Origin of the sequence: Candidatus Venteria ishoeyi (genome assembly GCF_030378065.1) — a bacterium.
Lineage (GTDB): Bacteria > Pseudomonadota > Gammaproteobacteria > Beggiatoales > Beggiatoaceae > Venteria > Venteria ishoeyi.
In genome coordinates this window covers 13,834-34,188 of sequence record NZ_JAUCGJ010000017.1, presented here as the reverse complement: position 1 = coordinate 34,188, position 20,355 = coordinate 13,834, and the positions used below count along the sequence as shown (strand labels likewise).

Sequence of the window (20,355 nt, the reverse complement as noted above, 5' to 3'; positions counted from 1 at the left end):
AAAAGAATAATCAGCCAATAATTTTTCAGTGGCAAGACCGTCCAGGTTTTCAAAACCCGGAAGGTCAAAATGCCACATGATTGTTATGCCAGTTGATCGCTCGCCACCCGGTAACGGGGATCTTCTATCACATTTACTTCCACTAAATTTCCCGCCTTACGCAATAATTGCTGACATTCCACGCTTAAATGCCGCAAGTGCAGGCGTTTACCGGCATTAAGATAACGCTCCGCCAGGGTATCAATGGCTTCAATTGCACTGTGATCCATGACCCTGGAATGCTGAAATTCAACCACCACGTCATCAGGATCATTTTTGGGATCAAATAAATCCTGAAAATTATTCACTGAAGCAAAAAACAAGGGGCCGTGTAATTCATAGACCTTGCCACCTAACTTGCCTTCATAACTTTTGACATTGATGTGCTTGGCATGCTGCCAGGCAAAAACCAGCGCGGAAACAATCACTCCGACAACCACTGCAACGGCTAAATCCGTGGCAACCGTAACGGCAGATACCAGCACCAGAACAAAGGCATCAGAGAGCGGAATTTTTTTAATAATGTGCAGACTCGACCATTCAAAAGTACCGATAACCACCATAAACATCACGCCGGTCAATGCCGCCAATGGAATCATTTCAATCAAGCTGGAAGCAAACAGAATAAATGCCAGTAAAAACAGCGCGGCAGAAATTCCCGACAAACGTCCCCGACCACCGGAGTTAATATTAATCATGCTCTGACCAATCATCGCGCAGCCGCCCATGCCGCCAAAAAAGCCGGTAACGGTATTGGCAGCGCCCTGGGCGACACATTCTTTATTACCCCGACCCCGGGTTTCGGTCAGTTCATCAATCAGGCTCAAGGTCAGCAAGGATTCAATCAGACCGATGGCTGCCAGAATAATGGCATAAGGAAGAATAATGCGCAGGGTTTCCCAGGTGAAAGGGACGCTGGGAATACTAAATTCAGGCAAACCACCGGCAATCGAAGCTAAATCGCCTACGCTGCGGCTTTCCAGATTCAGACCAATCACCAGCAAAGTGACGGTTATAATCGCTGCCAGAGATGCGGGTATGGCTTTGGTGAGCTTGGGCAGAAAATTAATAATTGCCATAGTTAAAACGACCAGACCCAGCATAATGTAAAGTTTTTCACCTTGCAGCCAGTGACTTTCGCCCATTGCATCAGTGACTTGAAAGGATTGAAGCTGTGCCAGAAAAATGACAATCGCCAGCCCGTTAACAAAACCCAACATCACGGGATGGGGCACCATGCGGATAAATTTACCCAGGCGTAGTAAGCCAATCAGAATTTGAATCAGCCCCATTAAAACCACTGTGGCAAATAAATATTGCACGCCATGTTCAGCAACCAGAGCCACCATAACCACAGCTAAAGCCCCTGTCGCACCTGAAATCATACCAGGGCGACCACCAATGACGGCGGTAATCAGACCTACTATAAAGGCAGCATAAAGCCCCACTAAAGGATCAACACCGGCAACAAAAGCAAAAGCGACAGCTTCAGGCACTAAGGCTAAAGCAACAGTAAGACCGGAAAGCAGATCATTTTTGGGACAGCCGTGATCTGAGCAGTTAAAATTAAAAAACACAAAAAACCTCAAGCAAGTGGTGGCAAAATAGCCCCACATATTATCATATTACGAACTTCTAATAAATAACCTGAGTTTGGTATAAATTTTTTTTATCCACTAGGAGGTTGTCCGAGAACAGAGGCCGTAGCGAGGGAAAGCTGGTTTGAGGCAGATTTTTTCATTATTTGAGGCGAATATTGGGTATATTTAACGAAAATAAGGGAGAAATCTGACCAAATCCAGCTTTTCCGCAGTAGGTCTTGTGTTCTCGGACAGCCTCCTAGGCGTTTGTCAGATATTTTTAGCGGCAAACAACAGCACCCACAACAAGCCAATTAAAATCGGCTGATGCAGCATATAAATCAATAAACCATGTTTTCCGGCAAAAACCAGAGGGCGCGTGAAATGTGGTAGCGTTTGTTGTTGCAACCAGTCGCGCTTTTCACAAATATGTCCGGCAAATAAGCCCAGCACCACAACACCCAGCCAGGGCAGCAACGGGACATAATCTTCCGTTGGCGGCTTGTAAGTCATCAAGCCCAGCCATTGTAAACTGCTCTGATTAAAAAACGGATGCTGTAGCCAGATACCCAGTGCAATTAAAGCCAAACCCAGCGGTAGAAACAACCCGTAGTGTTTTTTCAGGAAATAATTCAGGATGGCTGCAATGATGCTGGCGGTGGTGATAAGATGTAAAATGCCAAAAAAAATCAGGCGCTCGGCAAACATTAAAAAGCTGCCCACCGAAACCAGCAGGGCGCACAGCGCCAACCAGCCCAGCCGATGCAAAAAGGCTTTTAATTGCAATCCCCGACGCATTGCCAGTACCAGACTGAAACCGACCAGCAGTAAAAAACTGCTGACGATTAAAGCACGAAAATTTACCCAGAAGAGTTCCTGCTGTAAATCTATCCACAGCACGCGAAACATAACCAAATCATAAAAAAAATGATAAATAATCATCATGCTGATGGCAAGGCCGCGTAATAGGTCAATCAGGGGGTAGCGTGGTAAGGAGCTAAGCGGAGCGGTATTACGCAAACGCGCCGTTTTTTGTTTTTTAACGCGTTTGGGTTTCATGCTTTAAAATCTCATGTGAACTTGGCGCTGGAACGCCAAGGCAAGCATTCCCACGTTGGAACATAGGAACGAGAAATTGGATGCCTTAGCTTATTGATCCTGCACCCAAGCTACCACGCTTTTTAACGCTCCATCCAAAGCTTGCGGTTGATTACCACCAGCCTGCGCCATGTCAGGACGACCGCCACCCTTGCCGCCAACTTGCTGGGCGACAAAGTTCACCAAAGCACCGGCTTTAATTTTGCCGGTTTCGGCTTTGGTGACACCCGCGACCAGAGTGATTTTGTCACCTTTCACCGTTGCCAGCACGATTGCCGCGCTGCCCAGTTTATTTTTGAGTTGATCCAGCAGATCGCGCAGGGTTTTGACATCGGCATTTTTGATATGTGCTGCCAACACTTTAACCCCATTGACCTCAACGGCATCTCCGGCAAGATCGCTGCCCTGGTTGCTGTTGAGTTGATCCTGTAATTGTTTAAGCGTTTTTTCGTTGCTTTTAAGCTGTTCCAGTAATTGCTGTACCCGGCTTTCCAGTGCGTCAGGCGTGGTTTTCAGCAATTGCGCCAGGGTGTTGACCTGATTTTGGGTTTGCTCAACCCATGCTTGCGTACCCAGGCCGGTAATGGCTTCAATACGGCGCACGCCTGCTGCAACCCCGGATTCGCTGCTAATCTTAAACAGGCCAATATCACCGATACGATTGACATGAATACCGCCGCAAAGCTCCACGGAAAACGCACCCATAGATAAAACCCGCACATCATCGGCGTATTTTTCACCAAACAAGGCCATTGCACCGCTGTCTTTAGCCGCCTCCAATGACATAAGCTGGGTTTTGACTTCGATGTTTTTGAGAATTTCCTGATTCACCCGCTGTTCAATTTGTTGTAATTGTTCCGGGTGTATGGCTTCAAAATGGGAGAAATCAAAACGCAGGCGCTGCGGATCAACCAGAGAGCCTTTTTGCTGTACGTGATCACCTAAAATTTCCCGCAGTGCGGCGTGCAGCAGGTGGGTGGCGGAGTGGTTCCTGGCAGTGGCATCACGCTTGCTGCCATCCACTTGCGCGCTTAAGCTGTCGCCAACTTTTATATCACCACCCTGCACTTGGCCTAAGTGAATGAAAGCATCCCCCGATTTTTGGGTATCCAAAACCTTAAACTGCGTATCACCCTGGCTTAACAAGCCTGTATCACCAACCTGACCACCGGATTCCGCATAAAACGGGGTGCTATCCAGAACAATTTGTCCTTGTTGCCCATTATGCAGGCAATCAACGGCTTGTTGTTCATGAAATAAGGCGGCAATCGTAACTGTTTCGCTTAATGCGTCATAGCCGGTAAATTTGGTTTTTTGTTCCAGGGTAATGCCGGTTTGATCCCAGTTGCCTTCAAACTGACTGGCTGCGCGCGCGCGTTGGCGTTGTGCTTCCATTGCTGATTCAAAACCTGGCATATCCAGGCTGAGACTACGTTCACGGGCAATATCCGCGGTTAAATCAACCGGGAAGCCATAAGTATCATAAAGTTTGAAAACCACGCTACCGGGAATTTCCTGGGCAGATAATTCGCCTATGGCCTGCTCCAGAATTTTCATGCCGTGATCCAGGGTTTCGGCAAAACGCTCTTCTTCCTGTTTTAAGACGCGGGCAACCAAATCCTTGGCTTTGTGCAATTCAGGATAGGCTTCCCCCATTTCTGCGTCCAGCACAGCGACCAGACGATAGAAAAAGCGATCATTTAAGCCCAGTTTATGACCGTGGCGCAAAGCACGGCGAATAATACGCCGCAACACATAACCACGGCCTTCGTTAGCCGGTACGATACCGTCCACCACTAAAAATGCACTGGAACGGATATGGTCGGCAATGACTTTAATCGAGGCGTGATTATGATCGTCCATCTCTGCCATGTTGGCAATGGCTTTGAGCAGGTTCTGAAACAGGTCGATTTCATAATTACTGTGTACGCCCTGCATCACTGCTGCCAGACGCTCCAAACCCATGCCGGTATCCACTGAAGGTTTGGGCAGGGGGTTCAGCGTGCCGCTGTTGTCGCGGTCATATTGCATGAACACCAGATTCCAGATTTCAATATAACGATCACCGTCTTCTTCCGGCGTTCCAGGTGGGCCACCGGCAACTTCGGGGCCGTGATCATAAAAAATCTCGGTGCAGGGGCCACAAGGGCCGGTATCGCCCATAGACCAGAAATTATCTTTTTCACCACAACGGGTTAAACGTGCCGGATCAACGCCAATTTCATCAATCCAGATAGCGGCTGCTTCGTCATCATCACGAAACACCGTAACCCAGAGTTTGTCAGTGGGCAGCTTCAGGGTTTCAGTCAAAAATTCCCAGGCAAAAGCAATGGCTTCGCGTTTGAAATAATCGCCAAAACTGAAATTACCCAGCATTTCAAAGAAGGTGTGATGGCGTGCTGTATAACCCACATTTTCCAGATCGTTGTGCTTGCCACCCGCCCGCACGCAGCGTTGGCAGGACGTGGCGCGTTGATAATTGCGCTTTTCCTGCCCCAGAAAGGTTTCCTTGAACTGCACCATACCGGCATTGGTAAACAATAAGGTGGGATCATTGGCCGGAATCAGCGAAGAACTGCTAACGATCTGGTGTTGTTTGGAGGCAAAATAATCCAGAAAAGCTTGGCGTAATTGCTGGGTTGTTGTGGGTACTGTTGTTTGAGATGTCATAAAATGATCCGTTTACATCGTTACCTGTTGAGTATGTTTTTATGGTATGGTTTGCCCATGAGTCCATAACTCATATTCACTAATATCTATTTTATCATTCCAAAATATTGCATAACCACCGCGTTCTACCTGTACAGTTTTAAATAAGACAATATTCCTTAATGGAGAAAACATTTTCTTTTTAAGCAATGGCGTAATATCGTACTTTTTTTGTTGTTTATTGTTAAACTCAATTACTAAAGTGTGATCATCAATTGCAGTTGCTGATTCAATCCTTGGGTAACTCACCATTATTTACTCCAGAGGTGAAAGCTTATGAAACTCTTGAGTTTCCCACATACGCTTTAATTCACTATTATTCATTTTTGCCCATTCAAGCACCAGTTTTCTAGCCCTCTTTGGTAAATCACCTTCTATCATTTCCAGGGTATCAATATTAAATAAACCGACATGTTCACCATAGACGGCATGAAAATGTGGCGGCGGATGATCACCAAAAAATAATTTTATGATAATTCCATAGAATCTTGTAATCTCAGGCATGTATTAATCCTATGTTGCCATTATGAGTCATGGGGTATATCTTTTAATTTGAGTGGTACAACAGGCAGGTATCCAGTCACTGTTCACGAAGGCTGGATTCTGGGGTGGTGAAAATCTCTCAAATTATTTCCAGATTGTTCAGTCACTTTTTGTTCCACACGCCCCAAAGGGGCATTTTAATATAGCCTGGGGCATCGCCCCAGGGTAGAGAATAGTACGATTGTGCCCTGAAAGGGCATATTAAAATGATTGCAATGTCTTTAAATTGCCCTTTCAGGGCGTAAACGCTGAAAATACACAGCCCAGGGGCGCTGCCCCAGGCTATATTAACGCACCCCCGTTGGGGCTTAATTCGGAATAAAAACAAACTAATTTCATCTTCTAAAGATAGCAAAATAATGATAATTTTCACCATCTCAGCTGGATTCCCATCTACACGGGAATGACAAAAACTGTGGTTTTCAACTTAGACGGGATTTATCTCATTTTCTGAGATAAATCTACTTAAAAAACCTAAACAGGTTTTTTAAGTTGCCCAGACAAAAAGCTGACAATCTCATCTCTGGCAATATGCTGGTTGTCTTTATCGGTTCTACTTTTATATTCCACCATGCCATCATCCAGCCCACGCTCGCCTAACACCACGCGATGCGGAATACCAATTAATTCCATATCGGCAAACATCACGCCGGGGCGCTCTTTACGATCATCCAGCAATACATCCATGCCTGCCGCCGTCAGTTCATCATACAACTGCGCAACGGCTTCCGCCAGACGCGCGGATTTGTGCATATTCATAGGTAATATCGCCACCTGGAAAGGCGCAATCGCGGCAGGCCAGCAAATACCCTTGTCATCGTGATTCTGTTCAATCGCGGCAGCGGCAATGCGGGAAACGCCAATGCCGTAGCAACCCATGATCATGGTGACGGACTTGCCCTGTTCATCCAGCACATTAGCATTCATTGCCGCGCTGTATTTATCACCTAGCTGGAAAATATGCCCGACTTCAATACCGCGTGCAATATCTAAAGTGCCTTGCCCGTCAGGACTGGGATCACCTGCCATGACATCGCGTATGTCTGCCAGTTCCGGCTCGGGTAAATCGCGTCCCCAGTTCACACCAGTCAGGTGTTGCCCATTTTGATTAGCACCACAGACAAAATCGACAACCTGGGCAGCGCTGCGATCAACGATGGTGGGTATGGATAAGCCCACAGGCCCCAGCGAACCGACATTACAACCAATTTGTTGTTCGATTTCTTCATCGCTGGCAAACGTCAGCGGACTGCTGATAGCGGATAATTTTTCTGCTTTAATGGCATTCAGGTTATGATCGCCGCGTAACACCAGGGCTACCAGACTATCTTCTTCACCCTTAACGATTAGCGTTTTCAGGCATTGCTGTGCAGCTATGTTCAAGAACTGGCTGACTTCTTCAATGCTGTGCTGCTGCGGGGTTTCTACTGCGGCTTTTTCAACGCCACTGGCTTCAGGCCGCTGGTCTGGCACTGCCAGGGCTTCCGCCATTTCGATGTTGGCGGCGTAATCACTTTGATCGCTGTAAGCAATGGCATCTTCGCCGGATTCTGCCAGCACATGAAATTCATGGGAGCTACTGCCGCCGATATTACCGCTATCCGCTAATACCGGGCGAAATTTCAGGCCCAGCCGTGAGAAAATCTGATTATAAGTCTGGAACATCACTTGATAGGTTTGCTCTAGTGATTCCCAGTTTATATGAAAAGAATAAGCGTCTTTCATTAAAAATTCACGCGCGCGCATGACGCCAAAGCGGGGACGGATTTCATCGCGGAACTTGGTCTGAATCTGGTAAAAATTCATTGGCAGTTGTTTGTAACTGCGCAGTTCCCGGCGCGCGAGGTCGGTAATCACTTCTTCATGGGTGGGGCCTAAGCAAAACTCACGTTGGTGGCGATCCTTAAAGCGTAATAACTCCGGCCCATATTGCGCCCAGCGCCCGGAATCCTCCCATAAATCCGCAGGCTGCACTACCGGCATTAATAATTCCTGCGCACCGGCCTGGTTCATTTCTTCACGAATAATATTTTCGATCTTGCGCAACACCCGCAAGCCCAACGGCAACCAGGTATACAAACCACCGGCTTCGAGCTTGCGGATTAGCCCCGCACGTAGCATCAACTGGTGACTTATCACTTCGGCATCTGCCGGGACTTCTTTTAAGGTAGCAAGCAGTAACTGCGATGTGCGCATAAACAAACCTTCTTGATTCAGCGTGGTAAAAATTGGAGATTATAGCACTGATATTATGCCATCTGCTCAGCTTTTAGAGCAGTATTTTGTGTCCTCTTCTTCGGGCAGCAGGGTGATGACTGTTAGCGCAATATAACAAGCTGTTGGTAAAACTATTGCGCTCAACCTCAATCAATTTATGTGCAGCAATCCAGACGTACCGTGATTTTTTAAGATCATTTTTTTGATTGCAATAGTTCGATTTCAAATAGTGTCGGCCATAATTTTCCCGTTACCAACAAACGTTGCTGGCTGCTATCGTAAGCAATGCCATTTAATACATCCGCTTGTTGCACCTGCTCAGCAGGTAATAAGCCCGTTAAATCTATCCAGGCCAATACTCGCCCTGTGGTAGGTGAAATCCGGGCAATACGATTGCTCATCCAGATATTGGCATAAATTTCCCCGGCAACATATTCCAGTTCATTCAAGCGATATACCGGGCCATTGTCATCATGTACGCTGATTTCGCGCCGCAAACTAAAATCAGCCGGATCCATAAAACGCAGCACCGCGCTGCCGTCACTGTAAATTAAGGAATAATCATCATTCGTCAGGCCCCAGCCCTGCGTGGGATAATAAAAATCAGCAATTGGCTTGAAATCTTCCAGAGCATAAACAAAACCAATACCGGAGGTCCAGGTGAGTTGATATAAGTTGTCCTGGTATAAAGTTAAACCCTCAGCAAACAAGGTACTTGCCAACTGATGTTCGCGCACCGGCAAGGTACTCTCCAAACCTAATTCCCGTAGCGCCGAATGACCGCGTAAACCGATACTTTCATATAAGTGACCACTGTGAAAAAATAAACCTTGGGTAAAAGCCTCTGAGTCATGGGGGTAGGTATTAACCACTTGATAGGTATACGCGACATCAATGTCGCGAGGTGGGGCAAGCTGTGCGGACACCAGCGCAAAACGAATTTCATTATGTTCTGGTAACAAGCGCAATTCAGCTTGATAATCTGTGTTATTAACTGCTACCACGGGTAAATATAAACGTGCTGCGGAGAGCAGATAGACTGGCGTGCGCTCACACCAGCTAACATCGGTTAGTTTTTCCAGTGTTTCCAGCCGAAATGTTTGAGATTCTGGCGCGTAACGAAAACCGGCCTGGTAAGGCTGATCGGCAATATTAATTAGGGGAATGGATAAATTGCCGCTGTCTGAATAATGGCTGATACAGCGAGATACTTCCTGATTTTGCGCCAGCGTGTGCAGGCTGTAAAAGAATATAAAAAAGCAGGGAAATATAAAGCGGATGATGACGTACATTTTAGATAAAGACCTTCCAGAATAAAAAGTGCAATAGGATGGATAAGTGATTATGCGGGTTTTATTTATGCCGGCCTTACAGGTTCAGGTTTATTTTCCATGCACAAGGTTAAAACCTTCGCCTTTCAGGCGAACAGATTTATCTCTAATGTTTAACGGTAAAACTTAAAATATGGGTTTTAGCGCTAACACCCCAAAGGGGTATTTTAATATAGCCTGGGGCAGCGCCCCACTGCCATTAACTTAAGACTTTTGGTTAAAAATTATTGCTTTATTCTCATTGGGTGAGCAAGTATATCCCTGAAAGGGATAAGCATACCAGCCTGGGGCAGCGCCCCAGGTAGGTTGTTTTGTTGAATTAGAGTCCTGAAAGGGCGATACATCAGAGGGCGCGTCATTTATGTATCGCCCTTTCAGGGCTCTGGTATCATCACATTACACACCCAGGGCGTTGCCCTGGGCTAGTATGTTTTGCCCCTTTGGGGCTTGAATATTTTCTTAAGTTAATGGTAGTGGGGCAGCGCCCCAGGGTAGAGAATGACACGGATACAATTCCAGGGGTGTTACCCCTGGCTATATTAATGCGCCCCATTGGGGCTAAACAACAGGGCTTGTCCGCCCTGTATCTCGGCTTTCAGCCGCCAAACGCTCTAACCCACCCGTCTTTTAGCGGGTGGTTGTTTAGTTTTCAGCTTCCACAAGCAAGCATTCACCGGGCGCTGCAAAAAATACAGGTCGGTGATATGCTGTACTCTGATAAATCAGGGTAAGGAGTGAGAATTTTATAACTTCAGCAACTTGGCTGGTCTTTTTCTCCATTTTCTGCGTTATGAAAACAGTTACATAGCTTGCTATGCGCCTGTTTTCACGCCTTGAAAATGAATAAAAATCCTGTGCCCAGTTCCTGCACTTATTTCATCCTCACGCCTAAACATTATATTTTATGTGATTAAAATAATGTAGCACTGGTGCGATTATCACAAAATGGATAACAGGATTGGGTAAAATATTGCTCACATATCCAGCAGATACGGGTACTGGCTGTTTATTCCTGCGCTGGAATTGGTTTATCGCGATATTATGGAAAATAAAACAATGACAAAACCATTTAGCCCCATTGATTTACATGCGCATTCCACCGCTTCCGATGGTAGTTTAAGCCCATTGGAATTGGTGCAGCGCGCAGCAAAGCGTGGACTGCATACCCTGGCGCTGACCGATCACGATACCACAGCAGGCATTGCCGAGGCACAGGCAGGCGCATTACAGCAAAATACACCTTTACAACTGATCGCCGGGGTGGAAATCTCCGTTACCTGGAATAATCAAACCCTGCATATTGTTGGCTTGAATATTGATCCTGAACATACTGAATTACAGGCGGGTTTACAGCAGATTCGTGCAGAACGTGAGCTGCGTGCGCATAAAATGGCGGAAAAGCTGGAAAAAACCGGGCTTAAAGACGTTTATCAAAGTGTGAAGGCCTTTGCTGGTGGGGGTCTTATCAGCCGCACCCACTTTGCACATTATCTGGTGGAACAAGGACGCGCCAGCCATGTGCGTAAAGTGTTTCAGCGTTATCTGGTAGCAGGTAAACCGGGTTATGTCGGCGCACAATGGGCAACGCTTGAAGAAACGCTGCATTGGATTAAGCAGGCGGGTGGTATCGCGGTTATCGCCCATCCTGCACGTTATAAAATAACCCGTACCCGCTTAAAAAAATTATTGGATGCGTTTAAGGCTTTGGGCGGACAGGGCTTGGAAGTGGTATCCGGTAGCCACAGCCTTGATGATAATTTTCAAATGGCGCAACTTGCCCAGTATTATGATTTGCTGGCTTCAATGGGTTCTGATTACCACGGAGCCGCGCATTTCTGGTTGGAATTGGGGGTATTACCTGCATTACCCGCCGGTTGTCGCGGGGTGTGGGAAGCCTGGTCGTAGGGCAGATAAGCGCAGCGCCATCTGCCACAACCTGTCAACACCCGAACAAGGTGGAAAGATGAAAACAAGTATTGTGTCAGCATTGAGCAATGTTGCTGCTAAAGTAAAGAATTCCCTCAATGGTGGATGGCACGGCAAAACCTATGCTGGTGATGCACTCAAGCAACGCCGGATGATGCTGACGCTTATCCGCCCTACGCTGTGGAGCAGTCTCATCAGCTTGTGCCTTCCAGCTTACCTGCAAGCTGAAGAAATCACTTATCTGGAAAAAACACCCCAGAAACGGTTATACCAGCGCCAGATTGCCAGTCACAGCATTGAAGTGGGTGCAAATGCTTATGAGGCAACACTGGGTTTGTATATGAACCTCAGCGACAAACCCATTCCGGTGGTTGAGGGCAAAAGCGAAATCGGTTTTTATCGCGATCTGTTGTTCAGTTCCTTAAATCCCCGCCATTTAATTATCAGCGGTAGCGTTTATCCAGTACCTTTGCTGGGTGTTGCCCTGCGTAAAAATCATAATATTTATGATGCCTTTGATTTTGGACGTTTTAACCTGATTCAGTCAGTGACGGCTGGTTATGAAGCCCCTTTTGCCTTGTCAGCATTTGTTGGCAATGTGGTCGATTACAGCCCGGATAAAGCCAGCCATAGCATTAACCGGGGGTTTATGGGGTATCAGTTCAGCGCCGGTAAACAGCATATTAAACGCAATGAGCTGATTGATGATACCTGGTATCAATTTGAATGGCATATTAAAGGCGGCGTGAAAGCCAGTGATGAATTGCTGGCCTGGAATTTAAGACCGGGGGTGCAATGGCATTCCAATCCTGATATTGCCGATGTGGGTTATCTTGCACTGCGCCGTAATCGCATTGATTTTAATGCGCCAATTTTATCCTGGTTATTGAATGCCGGTTTTGAATTCAAGTATCAATTTGAGCAAAAAACATTTAAACCTGTCAGTTATGAATTGAAATTAGATAAAAAATTCCCCCTGAAAAAATTTGGTATCGCCTTATCACTGGGCTTTGGCATTATTCATACCACGGATCGCAAATATCAGGGTAGTCTGACAGATACCGAAGGTGACACAATTCTTGCCATACGTCCTTTTATAGAGTTTTAATGATAATGTGTTGACTATCATTATTGTATTAGCTTGTACCCAATCATGACCAGGAGGCTGTCGGACTCCTAGCGAGGTTTTATAGCATCCTCGCTCCTTAAACAGAGGGATAAAATAATGAAAATGTATTATAAATATTTGTTTTACAACGCCTTTCTAATTAGTGCGCTGTGTTTTACAGCAGTCGTGAACGCTGCCCCCGTTGCGCAGCATCCCGCCTTAGACCCGCCAACGATTGAAGTACCTCCACAGCCCTACGAGGCTCCGGTTTACCTGCCACAGCGCCGCGCAGCAACAACCGAGTGGACTTATCACCGCAGCGCAGATGGCGCACATCCTGATGGCAATGAGCAAGCCATGTTGTGGCTGAAAAATATCGCGCGCCAGAATCCCGCCGCAGAAGGCATCTGGCTGGCAACCTCCACGGAATCTGATATTGCTTCATCCCGCAATTATTTTAGTGTTAATACCAGCCTGCTGCAAAGTGAGTTTGCCAGTTATCAGGCCGAGCCGCCCGCAGCGTTTGATGTGCGTTTATACCAGGCTGCCTATAACCATTCCCTGGATTTAATTGCCCGCGATGCGCAGGATCATAACCAGCAGTTTGATCGCATCAGTGCGCAAGGCTTTGTATTTGCCAATGCTGGCGGTAGTGTATTTTCTTATGCGAATAACGCCTTACATGCCCATGCTGGATTTAATATCGACTGGGGTGGTAATGACGGTAGCGGAATGCAAACCGGGCGTGGACATCGGGTTAATCTGATGTCAATTAATAAAGATTTTAGCAATGTCGGTATTGCTATGGTACCGGAAAATAATTCCAGCACCAGCGTGGGGCCGCTGGTGGTGACAGAAAACTATGCTCATGCTGCACCCTGGACTGCGGAACCGGGACACCATAACCGCTTTCTGGTAGGCACGGTGTGGGAGGATAAAAATACTAACAGCCGTTATGATGCCGGAGAAGGATATGCCAATGTCCGGGTAGAACCAAATCAAGGTGAGTATTTTGCCATTACCAGTGCCGGCGGTGGTTATGCCATTCCTATCACTGCGGCGGGTACTTATCAGGTAACATTTTCCGGCGGCGTATTAACGGCTCCCGTGAGCCAAAGCATACCAGTGGCGGATAAGAGTGTATTGTTGGATTACCAATTAACGGGCAGCACCAATGCCAACCAAAAACCCTCCGCTTTATTTGATTATAATGTGCAGTCTTTGACTGTGACGCTGGATGCCAGTGCTTCATTTGATGCTGATGGCGTGATTACCCAATATCAATGGTCTACCAATAATGGCTTATCCGCCAGTGGCAAACAAACCAGCCTGACGTTCAGCGCGAATGGGGATTATATCATTACCCTGACAGTGACGGACGATAAAGGTGAAGTGGTCAGTGTCTCAAAAACAGTCAGTCTGGCAGTGGGTGTGCAAAAACCGGGTCTGAGCAGCCCGCTCAATCATGCCACCAAGCAAAGTCAGCAAATCAATTTCTCCTGGCAGAATAATAACAATGCAGTGGCTGCCGTATATTTCACCCTGGCAGAAACTGACGCTGATCAGAGCGCACAAAGTATCCCAATTCGCGCTTGCGAGCATGTGGCCTTAGCCAGTAATACTCAGACTTATGCCTCAAGCAGTTGTGTAGACAGCTTAAAACCCGGTCAATGGTATCGTTGGTTTATCAGCCTGACCTTAACTGATAGCAGCCAGTTGGAGAGCGAAACCTTTTATTTTCAGACTGCACTGCCTACCAGTGGTGATGATGCTTATGAAACCAATAACACGCCGGATACCGCTTATGATTTATCCAGTCATGCCAAAACCCTGTTAAGCACTATTCAGGGCTACGGTATTCAAGCCGATGAAGACTGGTATAAGTTCTTTGTGCCGGCAGGTACGGAAAAAATCACTGTGGACTTAAGTTTTACCCATGCCGATGGTGATATTGACATACTATTGTTTGATGAATCGGGCAATTTCATGAGTATTTCTGAAGGTTATAATGATTCTGAGTCGATTGAGTATACGGTTGCCCGCACAGATATTTATTATTATGTGATGGTATATTTTAACAATGCCGGTAATACTTACGACCTACGTTGGGATGCGATTATTTCCGGTACAGCCATGAATCCCAGCATTACTGATATTTCAGCCACGCCTATCGGGGTGGACAGCGTTTCAATCAAAGCCAGCGTCACCGCCAACGGACAGGAAACTACGGTATTTCTTGATTATGGCTTGAATACCACTTATGAAAATCGGGTAAATTTGGGTAGTATTGGCAGCAGCAGCCAAGCCACTTTAGTTAAAGCCGCTTTGAGTGACTTAAATTGTGGCACCTTATATCATTTTCGGGTAGCCGCAAGCACGAATAATACCACTGTTAATTCAGACGATCAGACCTTTGCCACAGGTACTTGCACGGGCACTTCAACGCCGACCAGCAATATTGTGATCAGTGATGTGAGCAGCAGCCAGATAGACAGCGACAACGCCAAGGTGCAGGCTAAGATTACGCCGGATACGCAGGCAGCGGTGATTGCCGTAGAATATGGCACCAGCACGCAATACGGGCAACGCCTGGAAATGGGTAGCATTAGTGAAGAACGTCTGCTACAAAGCACTTTGCAAGACCTGCAATGTAACACCACCTATCATTACCGTTTCACAGCACAAGACAGTGTGGGGCTGGCGGCTTCTGATGACGCGAGTCTGACCACCAGTGCCTGCCCCGTCAGCGCCAACCCGCCAAGGCTGACCAATATCAGCACCCGTGCTTTTGTCGCACCGGGACAGGACAGCGCCATTGCCGGTTTTATTATCAAAGGCACAGGCAGTAAAACCGTATTGCTGCGCGCAGCAGGGCAAAGTCTGCGGCCTGTGGTGGATACCATGCTTGATCCCAAATTTAATATTCATGATATGGTATTAGCCAGTGGTCAGACGCAGATTGCTGAAAATGATGATTGGCAATCTGCTAGCCGTGCCAATGAGATTCCAGCGGCGATGCAACCAGGACACCGCTTTGACAGCGCCTTGCTGCTGGACTTGGCAGCCAGCAGCTCAGGCCATGCTTACACAGCGGTAATGAGTCCTTTGGATGTCAGTGGCGTGGGCCTTATCAGTCTGGATGCCATCGCCTCGGATACGACAGCGACCGCTGCGCTGGTTAATATCAGCACCCGCGCTTATGTCGGACTGGGACAGGACAGTGAAATTGCCGGTTTTATTATCCAGGGTGAAGGCAAAATGAAAATCCTGATCAAAGCCTTGGGGCGCAGCATGAACGCGCTGGGGGTTAATACCCAACTTGACCCGATTATCACTCTGCACGACATGAACCTGCCCGCAGGCAGCACGCAGATTTACAGCAATGACAACTGGGCCAGTGATGTCAATGCCGGTGCGATTCCCGCAGTGTATCAACCTACGGATAGCACAGAGTCAGCAATTTTAATTGAGCTGGATGCCAGTATGGCGGGTAATGCCTATACCGCCGTGGTCACGGCAACCGATGGCAAACCGGGCGTGGGTCTGATTTCAGTGGATGTGATGGAATAAGGCAACCATTCATGTTTTGATGGAAGTGCAGACCTGACAGGTTTTAAAAACCTGTCAGGTCTTTGGTATGAAGCCCGACAATAGAATATTGCTGATGTACTAGTACCGTAACTGGTAAAAACAAATAATAACTTCAGGACTGGCAGTCCTTAAAGGACTGCCAGTCCTACACAAAGTTATTATGTGAAATTAGTGTTCGCTGTACTAGATTAAAAACTCCTGGATGACGCTGAGGTTTTGTTTCGTTATACTCGAAGTTTGATATTTTTCATCGTATTCATTTTTTTACTGGAACTCTCTCCAATGGCACAAGTAAAACCCACCCAAAAACCTTATATTGTTATTTGTGAACCGGATTTAGCAAAACTGGAAAACCGGGTCAGTAGTATGATTCTCAAAGGCTACAAGCCGCAAGGCTCCATGTCGATTCAGCTTGAGCATAATGAAGAATATTATTACCAGCCCATGCTGCTGGTTAGAAAAGTGACAGCTTAAGCGTAAACGCTTAAGCTGTCACGGGCACTCTGACATGAAACAGCGCAGAAAACCGGGTTATGTTCGGGCTTCTTTATTAGATCGTTTACTTGACGATAAACCCGAGCAAAAAACTGAAACCCGTTTGCGACAGGCTTATTTGCGCGAAGATTTATTAGCCGGGTTAGAGCGTGATCTGACCTGGCTGCTGAATACGCGCTGTCCCTTTGCCTTGGCAGAACTGGAAAACCGGGAACGTAGCGTGATTGATTATGGCGTGCCTGACTTTGGTGCTTTATATACCGAAAGTCATGAAGATCAACAGTCTCTGGCACGTTTTCTGGAAGATACGATTCGTATTTATGAGCCACGTTTGCAAAATGCGCGGGTTTTCCTGGACTATCCTGAGGGCGGTGATCATAAAACCCTGCTGGGGCAGTTGGAAGCGGAATTAATCATTAATGGTCATACCGAGCCACTGTCTTTTCCCTTATCGATTAAACCACACCAGCAATCACCCGTCACCTTATCACTTGCCACTTAAAGGCCAGATACCATGTCCACCCATGCCTATCTCAAAATCATACCCAAAACAGGAGGGCCTTTTGAAGGCAATTGTAAAGCCAAAGGACATGAAAAAAAAATTGAAATCAGCAATTGGGAAACCAGCGTATTACAAAGCATGGAAGCAGAAAAACAGGGGGAAGGCAGTAAAAAGAAATTGCCAAAATCCACCCCCGGCGTGATGAAGTTTGAAAAGTTTTATGATATGGCTTCTGATGATCTGATGAAAGCCTGTTGGACGGGGGCGGCGCTGAAAACCTGTACGTTTGAAGTATTCCGTTCAGCTTATGCTGGCAGCCAAAGCAATCTTGCGCCGCCTAATGACTGGTTTTTACAAGTGGTTTTGGAAGGAGCTTATATTTCTTCTTATGAAATCAAAGGTGATGAAGAAGAAATCCCTACGGAAACTATCGATATTACCTACGAAGGTATTCAGTTCAAATATAAGGCCATTGATAAAAAAACCGGGGAATTATCCAGTAAGCCCTTATCAATGACTTTTAGTTGGGCAACTGCAAAAGGTGGCTAAGACATGTCTGGTGCAAGTAACGGTTTTTTACGTATCAAAGGACAAAGTGGAAAATTCACTGGTGGCAGTTCAGCCTTCGGTCATGAAGGTACCATAGAGGTTTTTCGCTGGCATCAGGCTTTTACTTATGGCAAACAAAGCTTTGATGAGGAGGTTTCCCGTTTTCAACTGCAAAATGAACTGGATCAGGGTATTGAGCTAAAAGAAATCAGTCGCTTACGCCGCAACATGCCCGATTTTAAAACCTTAAACCGCTATGCCAAAGGCGGCGATCTGGCGGAATCACGTGATGAACACTTTATTCGTTTAAGGACAGAACTGGAAAAATGGCGCAAGAATTTTGAGAGTGAACTGGGCAATCTGGATCAAGGCTGGAAAACCAGTAATAAAACCCTGGATACCAGCATGGTTAAGTTTAAAAACTTTCTTGAATCCTACAGTCAGCGCTTTTCAGGTTCCAAACATTCGGAAATGATTTTTGAAAAATATACAGATAAAGCATCCTATAAGCTGTTAACAGCCTGTTGCACCGCAGAAAAACTCACTGAATGTCATTTCACCTTATATCGCTCTGCCGATATTCCGGCTGCCGGCAGTAAAATTAACCTGGCAAAAAGTGCCAAGGAATTTGTCGAAATCACCTTGGAAGATGCCATCATCACACGTTTTGAGATTAAACACAGTGGCGAGGATTTGCCTAAAGAAATCGTTGCAATTAATTATGACAAAGCTAAATTCAAATTTGTTGAAGGCGATCCCAGTACCGGACAGCGTGGGCGTAATAAAGTAATTTCCTGGGATTGGACTACCGGAAAAGCAGTGCCTCAAGGCTGACATCATGCCCATTTATTTAAAAATGCTGGATAAAGGTGGCAGTCCAATTACTGGTGATTGCCAGGTAAAGAATCATGAACAGGAAATAGAGGTGATATCCTGGGGTTTTTCACTGGAATATAGCAAAGTGAATGTCAAATCTGATATTAAAGACGCTTTAAAAGCATCAGAGCATTTAACCCAGAAACTTTCCAAACTGAAATCAAACAGCGTTAATACATTAAAAGATGAATTTCAGCAATTGGAGCGCTTGAAAACAAAATTTTATCAGCATGGTGGTGGTGATTCCCGGAAATTTATGCACCAACTGGCCAACTGGCAAACCAACATACAAAAAAACTTTAAGAATATTAGTAAGGAGATGAAACAAAAACAACAGGCGCTAGAGCAGGAACGGCGAGAATTAATCCAATCTGCAAATATTGCTTTAAGCCTGGAAAATGATGAAGACGATGAACTTAACCTTGAGGGTATGCCTGAAAATTTTGTCCATGCTTACCAACATTTGAATAAAAATATAGAACGTATTGATAACTTTGAAATTGATGAAAATGATTTTGAAATTGATTATAAAGATGAGCTGGAAGAGCTTTCCCAACACGAACCCCTGGAATTAGATAAACGGATAGACAGTAGCTCATCTAAATTATTGGCAGTCTGTTGTGAAGGTCAGCCATTAACCTCCTGCACCTTTAAGATGTACCGTCCCATGCTGGTGGGTGCCAGTGATGAGCAACCCTTAACCGATGCACAAAACCTTTACTTAACGGTGATATTAAAAGATGCCAATATTGTCAATTATCATATTGAAGGAGCCGATGAAGATATGCCGATAGAACGCCTGGAAATCAGCTATGATGTTGCTGAGTTTATTTTTGCCGAAGGCGATGTTGTCAGTGGTAAGCGCGGTAAAGTTAAACCTGCAAGAAAATTTGATTGGAAAGCGGGTAAGGTTACTTGATGATACTGAATTATTAATGCTGAGTTTTGAAACATGGAAAAAACGATTTTAATCACTGGCTGTTCCAGTGGTATTGGTTATTATGTCGCCAAACAACTGCAACAACGGGGTTATCGGGTGTTTGCCACAGCTCGCAAAATAGCCGATGTCGAAAAACTCAAAACCGAAGGTCTGGAAAGCCTGCAACTGGATTTAGCGGATTCAGCTTCAATACAAGCCGCAGTGAAAGCCATGCTGAAACTGACTGATGGAAAGCTTGATGCCTTATTTAATAACGGGGCTTACGGACAACCCGGCGCGGTCGAAGATCTCAGTCGCGCAGTGTTGCGGGAGCAGTTTGAAACCAATTTATTTGGCTGGATGGAGCTGACCAATGCTGTGATTCCTATTATGCGCAAGCAAGGCCAGGGGCGCATTATTCACAACAGCTCCATTTTAGGTTTTATGTCCATGCCTTATCGTGGTGCTTATAATGCCAGTAAGCACGCGCTGGAAGGTTTGGCAGATACCCAGCGCCTGGAACTGCATGGCAGTGGTATTTTTATTTCGCTGATTCAACCCGGCCCCATACGCAGTCGTTTTAGGGAAAATGGGCGTATGATGTTTTTGCATAACATTGCCTGGGAGCAAAGTTTTTATCGTGAAAAATATCAAAGCGTGTTGGCACGTCTGGAAAAAGAAGGTAATGCTTCAAAATTTACCCAGTCGCCAGATGCAGTCTATCAACGTGTGATTCATGCACTGGAAAATCCACGTCCACAAATACGCTATTACGTCACCTTTCCAACTTATTTATTTGCTACCTTACGCCGTATTCTGCCTTATCGTTGGATGGATTGGGTGATACGTCATATCCCCTGACAGAAAAGGAA

At 46.1% G+C, this 20,355-nt stretch carries 16 protein-coding genes; 9 read left to right on the top strand and 7 right to left on the bottom strand.

The genetic code is table 11. From position 1 onward, the window contains the following. Positions 1–83: 83 nt before the first annotated feature. From QUF61_RS07590 to QUF61_RS07560, 7 genes are all read right to left on the bottom strand, one after another. On the bottom strand, positions 84–1,616 hold the full coding sequence (locus tag QUF61_RS07590; protein WP_286019403.1) for a SulP family inorganic anion transporter: 1,533 nt from the start codon (positions 1,614–1,616) through the stop codon (positions 84–86). A 273-nt stretch (positions 1,617–1,889) separates the two neighbouring features. Then, entirely contained in the window at positions 1,890–2,678 is a 789-nt protein-coding gene (locus QUF61_RS07585; RefSeq protein WP_103920651.1) for a heparan-alpha-glucosaminide N-acetyltransferase, read from the bottom strand. A 90-nt stretch (positions 2,679–2,768) separates the two neighbouring features. Beyond that, a complete protein-coding gene (alaS, locus tag QUF61_RS07580) occupies positions 2,769–5,387 on the bottom strand; it encodes an alanine--tRNA ligase (RefSeq protein WP_289681218.1) in 2,619 nt (872 codons plus the stop codon). Between the two features lie 39 nt (positions 5,388–5,426). After that, a complete protein-coding gene (locus QUF61_RS07575; protein WP_289681217.1) occupies positions 5,427–5,678 on the bottom strand; it encodes a DUF2442 domain-containing protein in 252 nt (83 codons plus the stop codon). 3 nt (positions 5,679–5,681) lie between these two features. Then, on the bottom strand, positions 5,682–5,930 hold the full coding sequence (locus tag QUF61_RS07570) for a DUF4160 domain-containing protein (protein WP_103920653.1): 249 nt from the start codon (positions 5,928–5,930) through the stop codon (positions 5,682–5,684). Positions 5,931–6,443: 513 nt separating this feature from the next. Beyond that, positions 6,444–8,165 carry a proline--tRNA ligase gene (locus QUF61_RS07565; RefSeq protein ID WP_289681216.1) on the bottom strand — a complete coding sequence of 574 codons (1,722 nt, stop codon included), beginning with the start codon at positions 8,163–8,165 and terminating at the stop codon, positions 6,444–6,446. Positions 8,166–8,380: 215 nt separating this feature from the next. Continuing rightward, positions 8,381–9,478, bottom strand: a complete 1,098-nt coding sequence (locus QUF61_RS07560) for a glutaminyl-peptide cyclotransferase (RefSeq protein ID WP_289681215.1) — start codon at positions 9,476–9,478, stop codon at positions 8,381–8,383. 1,095 nt (positions 9,479–10,573) lie between these two features. Here QUF61_RS07560 and QUF61_RS07555 point away from each other — a divergent pair. From QUF61_RS07555 to QUF61_RS07515, 9 genes are all read left to right on the top strand, one after another. After that, the gene (locus QUF61_RS07555) at positions 10,574–11,422 is read left to right on the top strand and encodes a PHP domain-containing protein (RefSeq protein WP_103920658.1); all 849 of its coding nucleotides are present in this window, start codon (positions 10,574–10,576) and stop codon (positions 11,420–11,422) included. 58 nt (positions 11,423–11,480) lie between these two features. After that, positions 11,481–12,551 carry a hypothetical protein gene (locus QUF61_RS07550; protein WP_103920659.1) on the top strand — a complete coding sequence of 357 codons (1,071 nt, stop codon included), beginning with the start codon at positions 11,481–11,483 and terminating at the stop codon, positions 12,549–12,551. Between the two features lie 186 nt (positions 12,552–12,737). Beyond that, entirely contained in the window at positions 12,738–16,121 is a 3,384-nt protein-coding gene (locus QUF61_RS07545; RefSeq protein WP_289681214.1) for a PKD domain-containing protein, read from the top strand. A 303-nt stretch (positions 16,122–16,424) separates the two neighbouring features. Beyond that, positions 16,425–16,616, top strand: a complete 192-nt coding sequence (locus QUF61_RS07540) for a DUF1737 domain-containing protein (RefSeq protein WP_103920667.1) — start codon at positions 16,425–16,427, stop codon at positions 16,614–16,616. Positions 16,617–16,650: 34 nt separating this feature from the next. Continuing rightward, complete coding sequence (tssE, locus tag QUF61_RS07535) at positions 16,651–17,139, top strand: type VI secretion system baseplate subunit TssE (RefSeq protein ID WP_103920668.1); 489 nt, start codon at positions 16,651–16,653, stop codon at positions 17,137–17,139. Between the two features lie 12 nt (positions 17,140–17,151). Then, on the top strand, positions 17,152–17,688 hold the full coding sequence (locus QUF61_RS07530) for an Hcp family type VI secretion system effector (RefSeq protein WP_103920669.1): 537 nt from the start codon (positions 17,152–17,154) through the stop codon (positions 17,686–17,688). Between the two features lie 3 nt (positions 17,689–17,691). Then, positions 17,692–18,522 carry a type VI secretion system tube protein Hcp gene (locus tag QUF61_RS07525; RefSeq protein ID WP_103920670.1) on the top strand — a complete coding sequence of 277 codons (831 nt, stop codon included), beginning with the start codon at positions 17,692–17,694 and terminating at the stop codon, positions 18,520–18,522. A 4-nt stretch (positions 18,523–18,526) separates the two neighbouring features. After that, entirely contained in the window at positions 18,527–19,483 is a 957-nt protein-coding gene (locus tag QUF61_RS07520) for a type VI secretion system tube protein Hcp (RefSeq protein ID WP_103920671.1), read from the top strand. A 33-nt stretch (positions 19,484–19,516) separates the two neighbouring features. Further along, positions 19,517–20,344, top strand: coding sequence for an SDR family oxidoreductase (locus QUF61_RS07515; protein ID WP_289681213.1), 828 nt, complete (start codon positions 19,517–19,519; stop codon positions 20,342–20,344). Positions 20,345–20,355 lie beyond the last annotated feature (11 nt).

Coding starts and splice junctions, on each gene's coding strand:
- QUF61_RS07585 (WP_103920651.1), bottom strand. CDS start 2,678: ATGAAACCCAAACGCGTTAAAAAACAAAAAACGGCGCGTTTGCGTAAT.
- alaS (WP_289681218.1), bottom strand. CDS start 5,387: ATGACATCTCAAACAACAGTACCCACAACAACCCAGCAATTACGCCAA.
- QUF61_RS07575 (WP_289681217.1), bottom strand. CDS start 5,678: ATGGTGAGTTACCCAAGGATTGAATCAGCAACTGCAATTGATGATCAC.
- QUF61_RS07570 (WP_103920653.1), bottom strand. CDS start 5,930: ATGCCTGAGATTACAAGATTCTATGGAATTATCATAAAATTATTTTTT.
- QUF61_RS07565 (WP_289681216.1), bottom strand. CDS start 8,165: ATGCGCACATCGCAGTTACTGCTTGCTACCTTAAAAGAAGTCCCGGCA.
- QUF61_RS07560 (WP_289681215.1), bottom strand. CDS start 9,478: ATGTACGTCATCATCCGCTTTATATTTCCCTGCTTTTTTATATTCTTT.
- QUF61_RS07555 (WP_103920658.1), top strand. CDS start 10,574: ATGACAAAACCATTTAGCCCCATTGATTTACATGCGCATTCCACCGCT.
- QUF61_RS07550 (WP_103920659.1), top strand. CDS start 11,481: ATGAAAACAAGTATTGTGTCAGCATTGAGCAATGTTGCTGCTAAAGTA.
- QUF61_RS07540 (WP_103920667.1), top strand. CDS start 16,425: ATGGCACAAGTAAAACCCACCCAAAAACCTTATATTGTTATTTGTGAA.
- tssE (WP_103920668.1), top strand. CDS start 16,651: ATGAAACAGCGCAGAAAACCGGGTTATGTTCGGGCTTCTTTATTAGAT.
- QUF61_RS07530 (WP_103920669.1), top strand. CDS start 17,152: ATGTCCACCCATGCCTATCTCAAAATCATACCCAAAACAGGAGGGCCT.
- QUF61_RS07525 (WP_103920670.1), top strand. CDS start 17,692: ATGTCTGGTGCAAGTAACGGTTTTTTACGTATCAAAGGACAAAGTGGA.
- QUF61_RS07520 (WP_103920671.1), top strand. CDS start 18,527: ATGCCCATTTATTTAAAAATGCTGGATAAAGGTGGCAGTCCAATTACT.
- QUF61_RS07515 (WP_289681213.1), top strand. CDS start 19,517: ATGGAAAAAACGATTTTAATCACTGGCTGTTCCAGTGGTATTGGTTAT.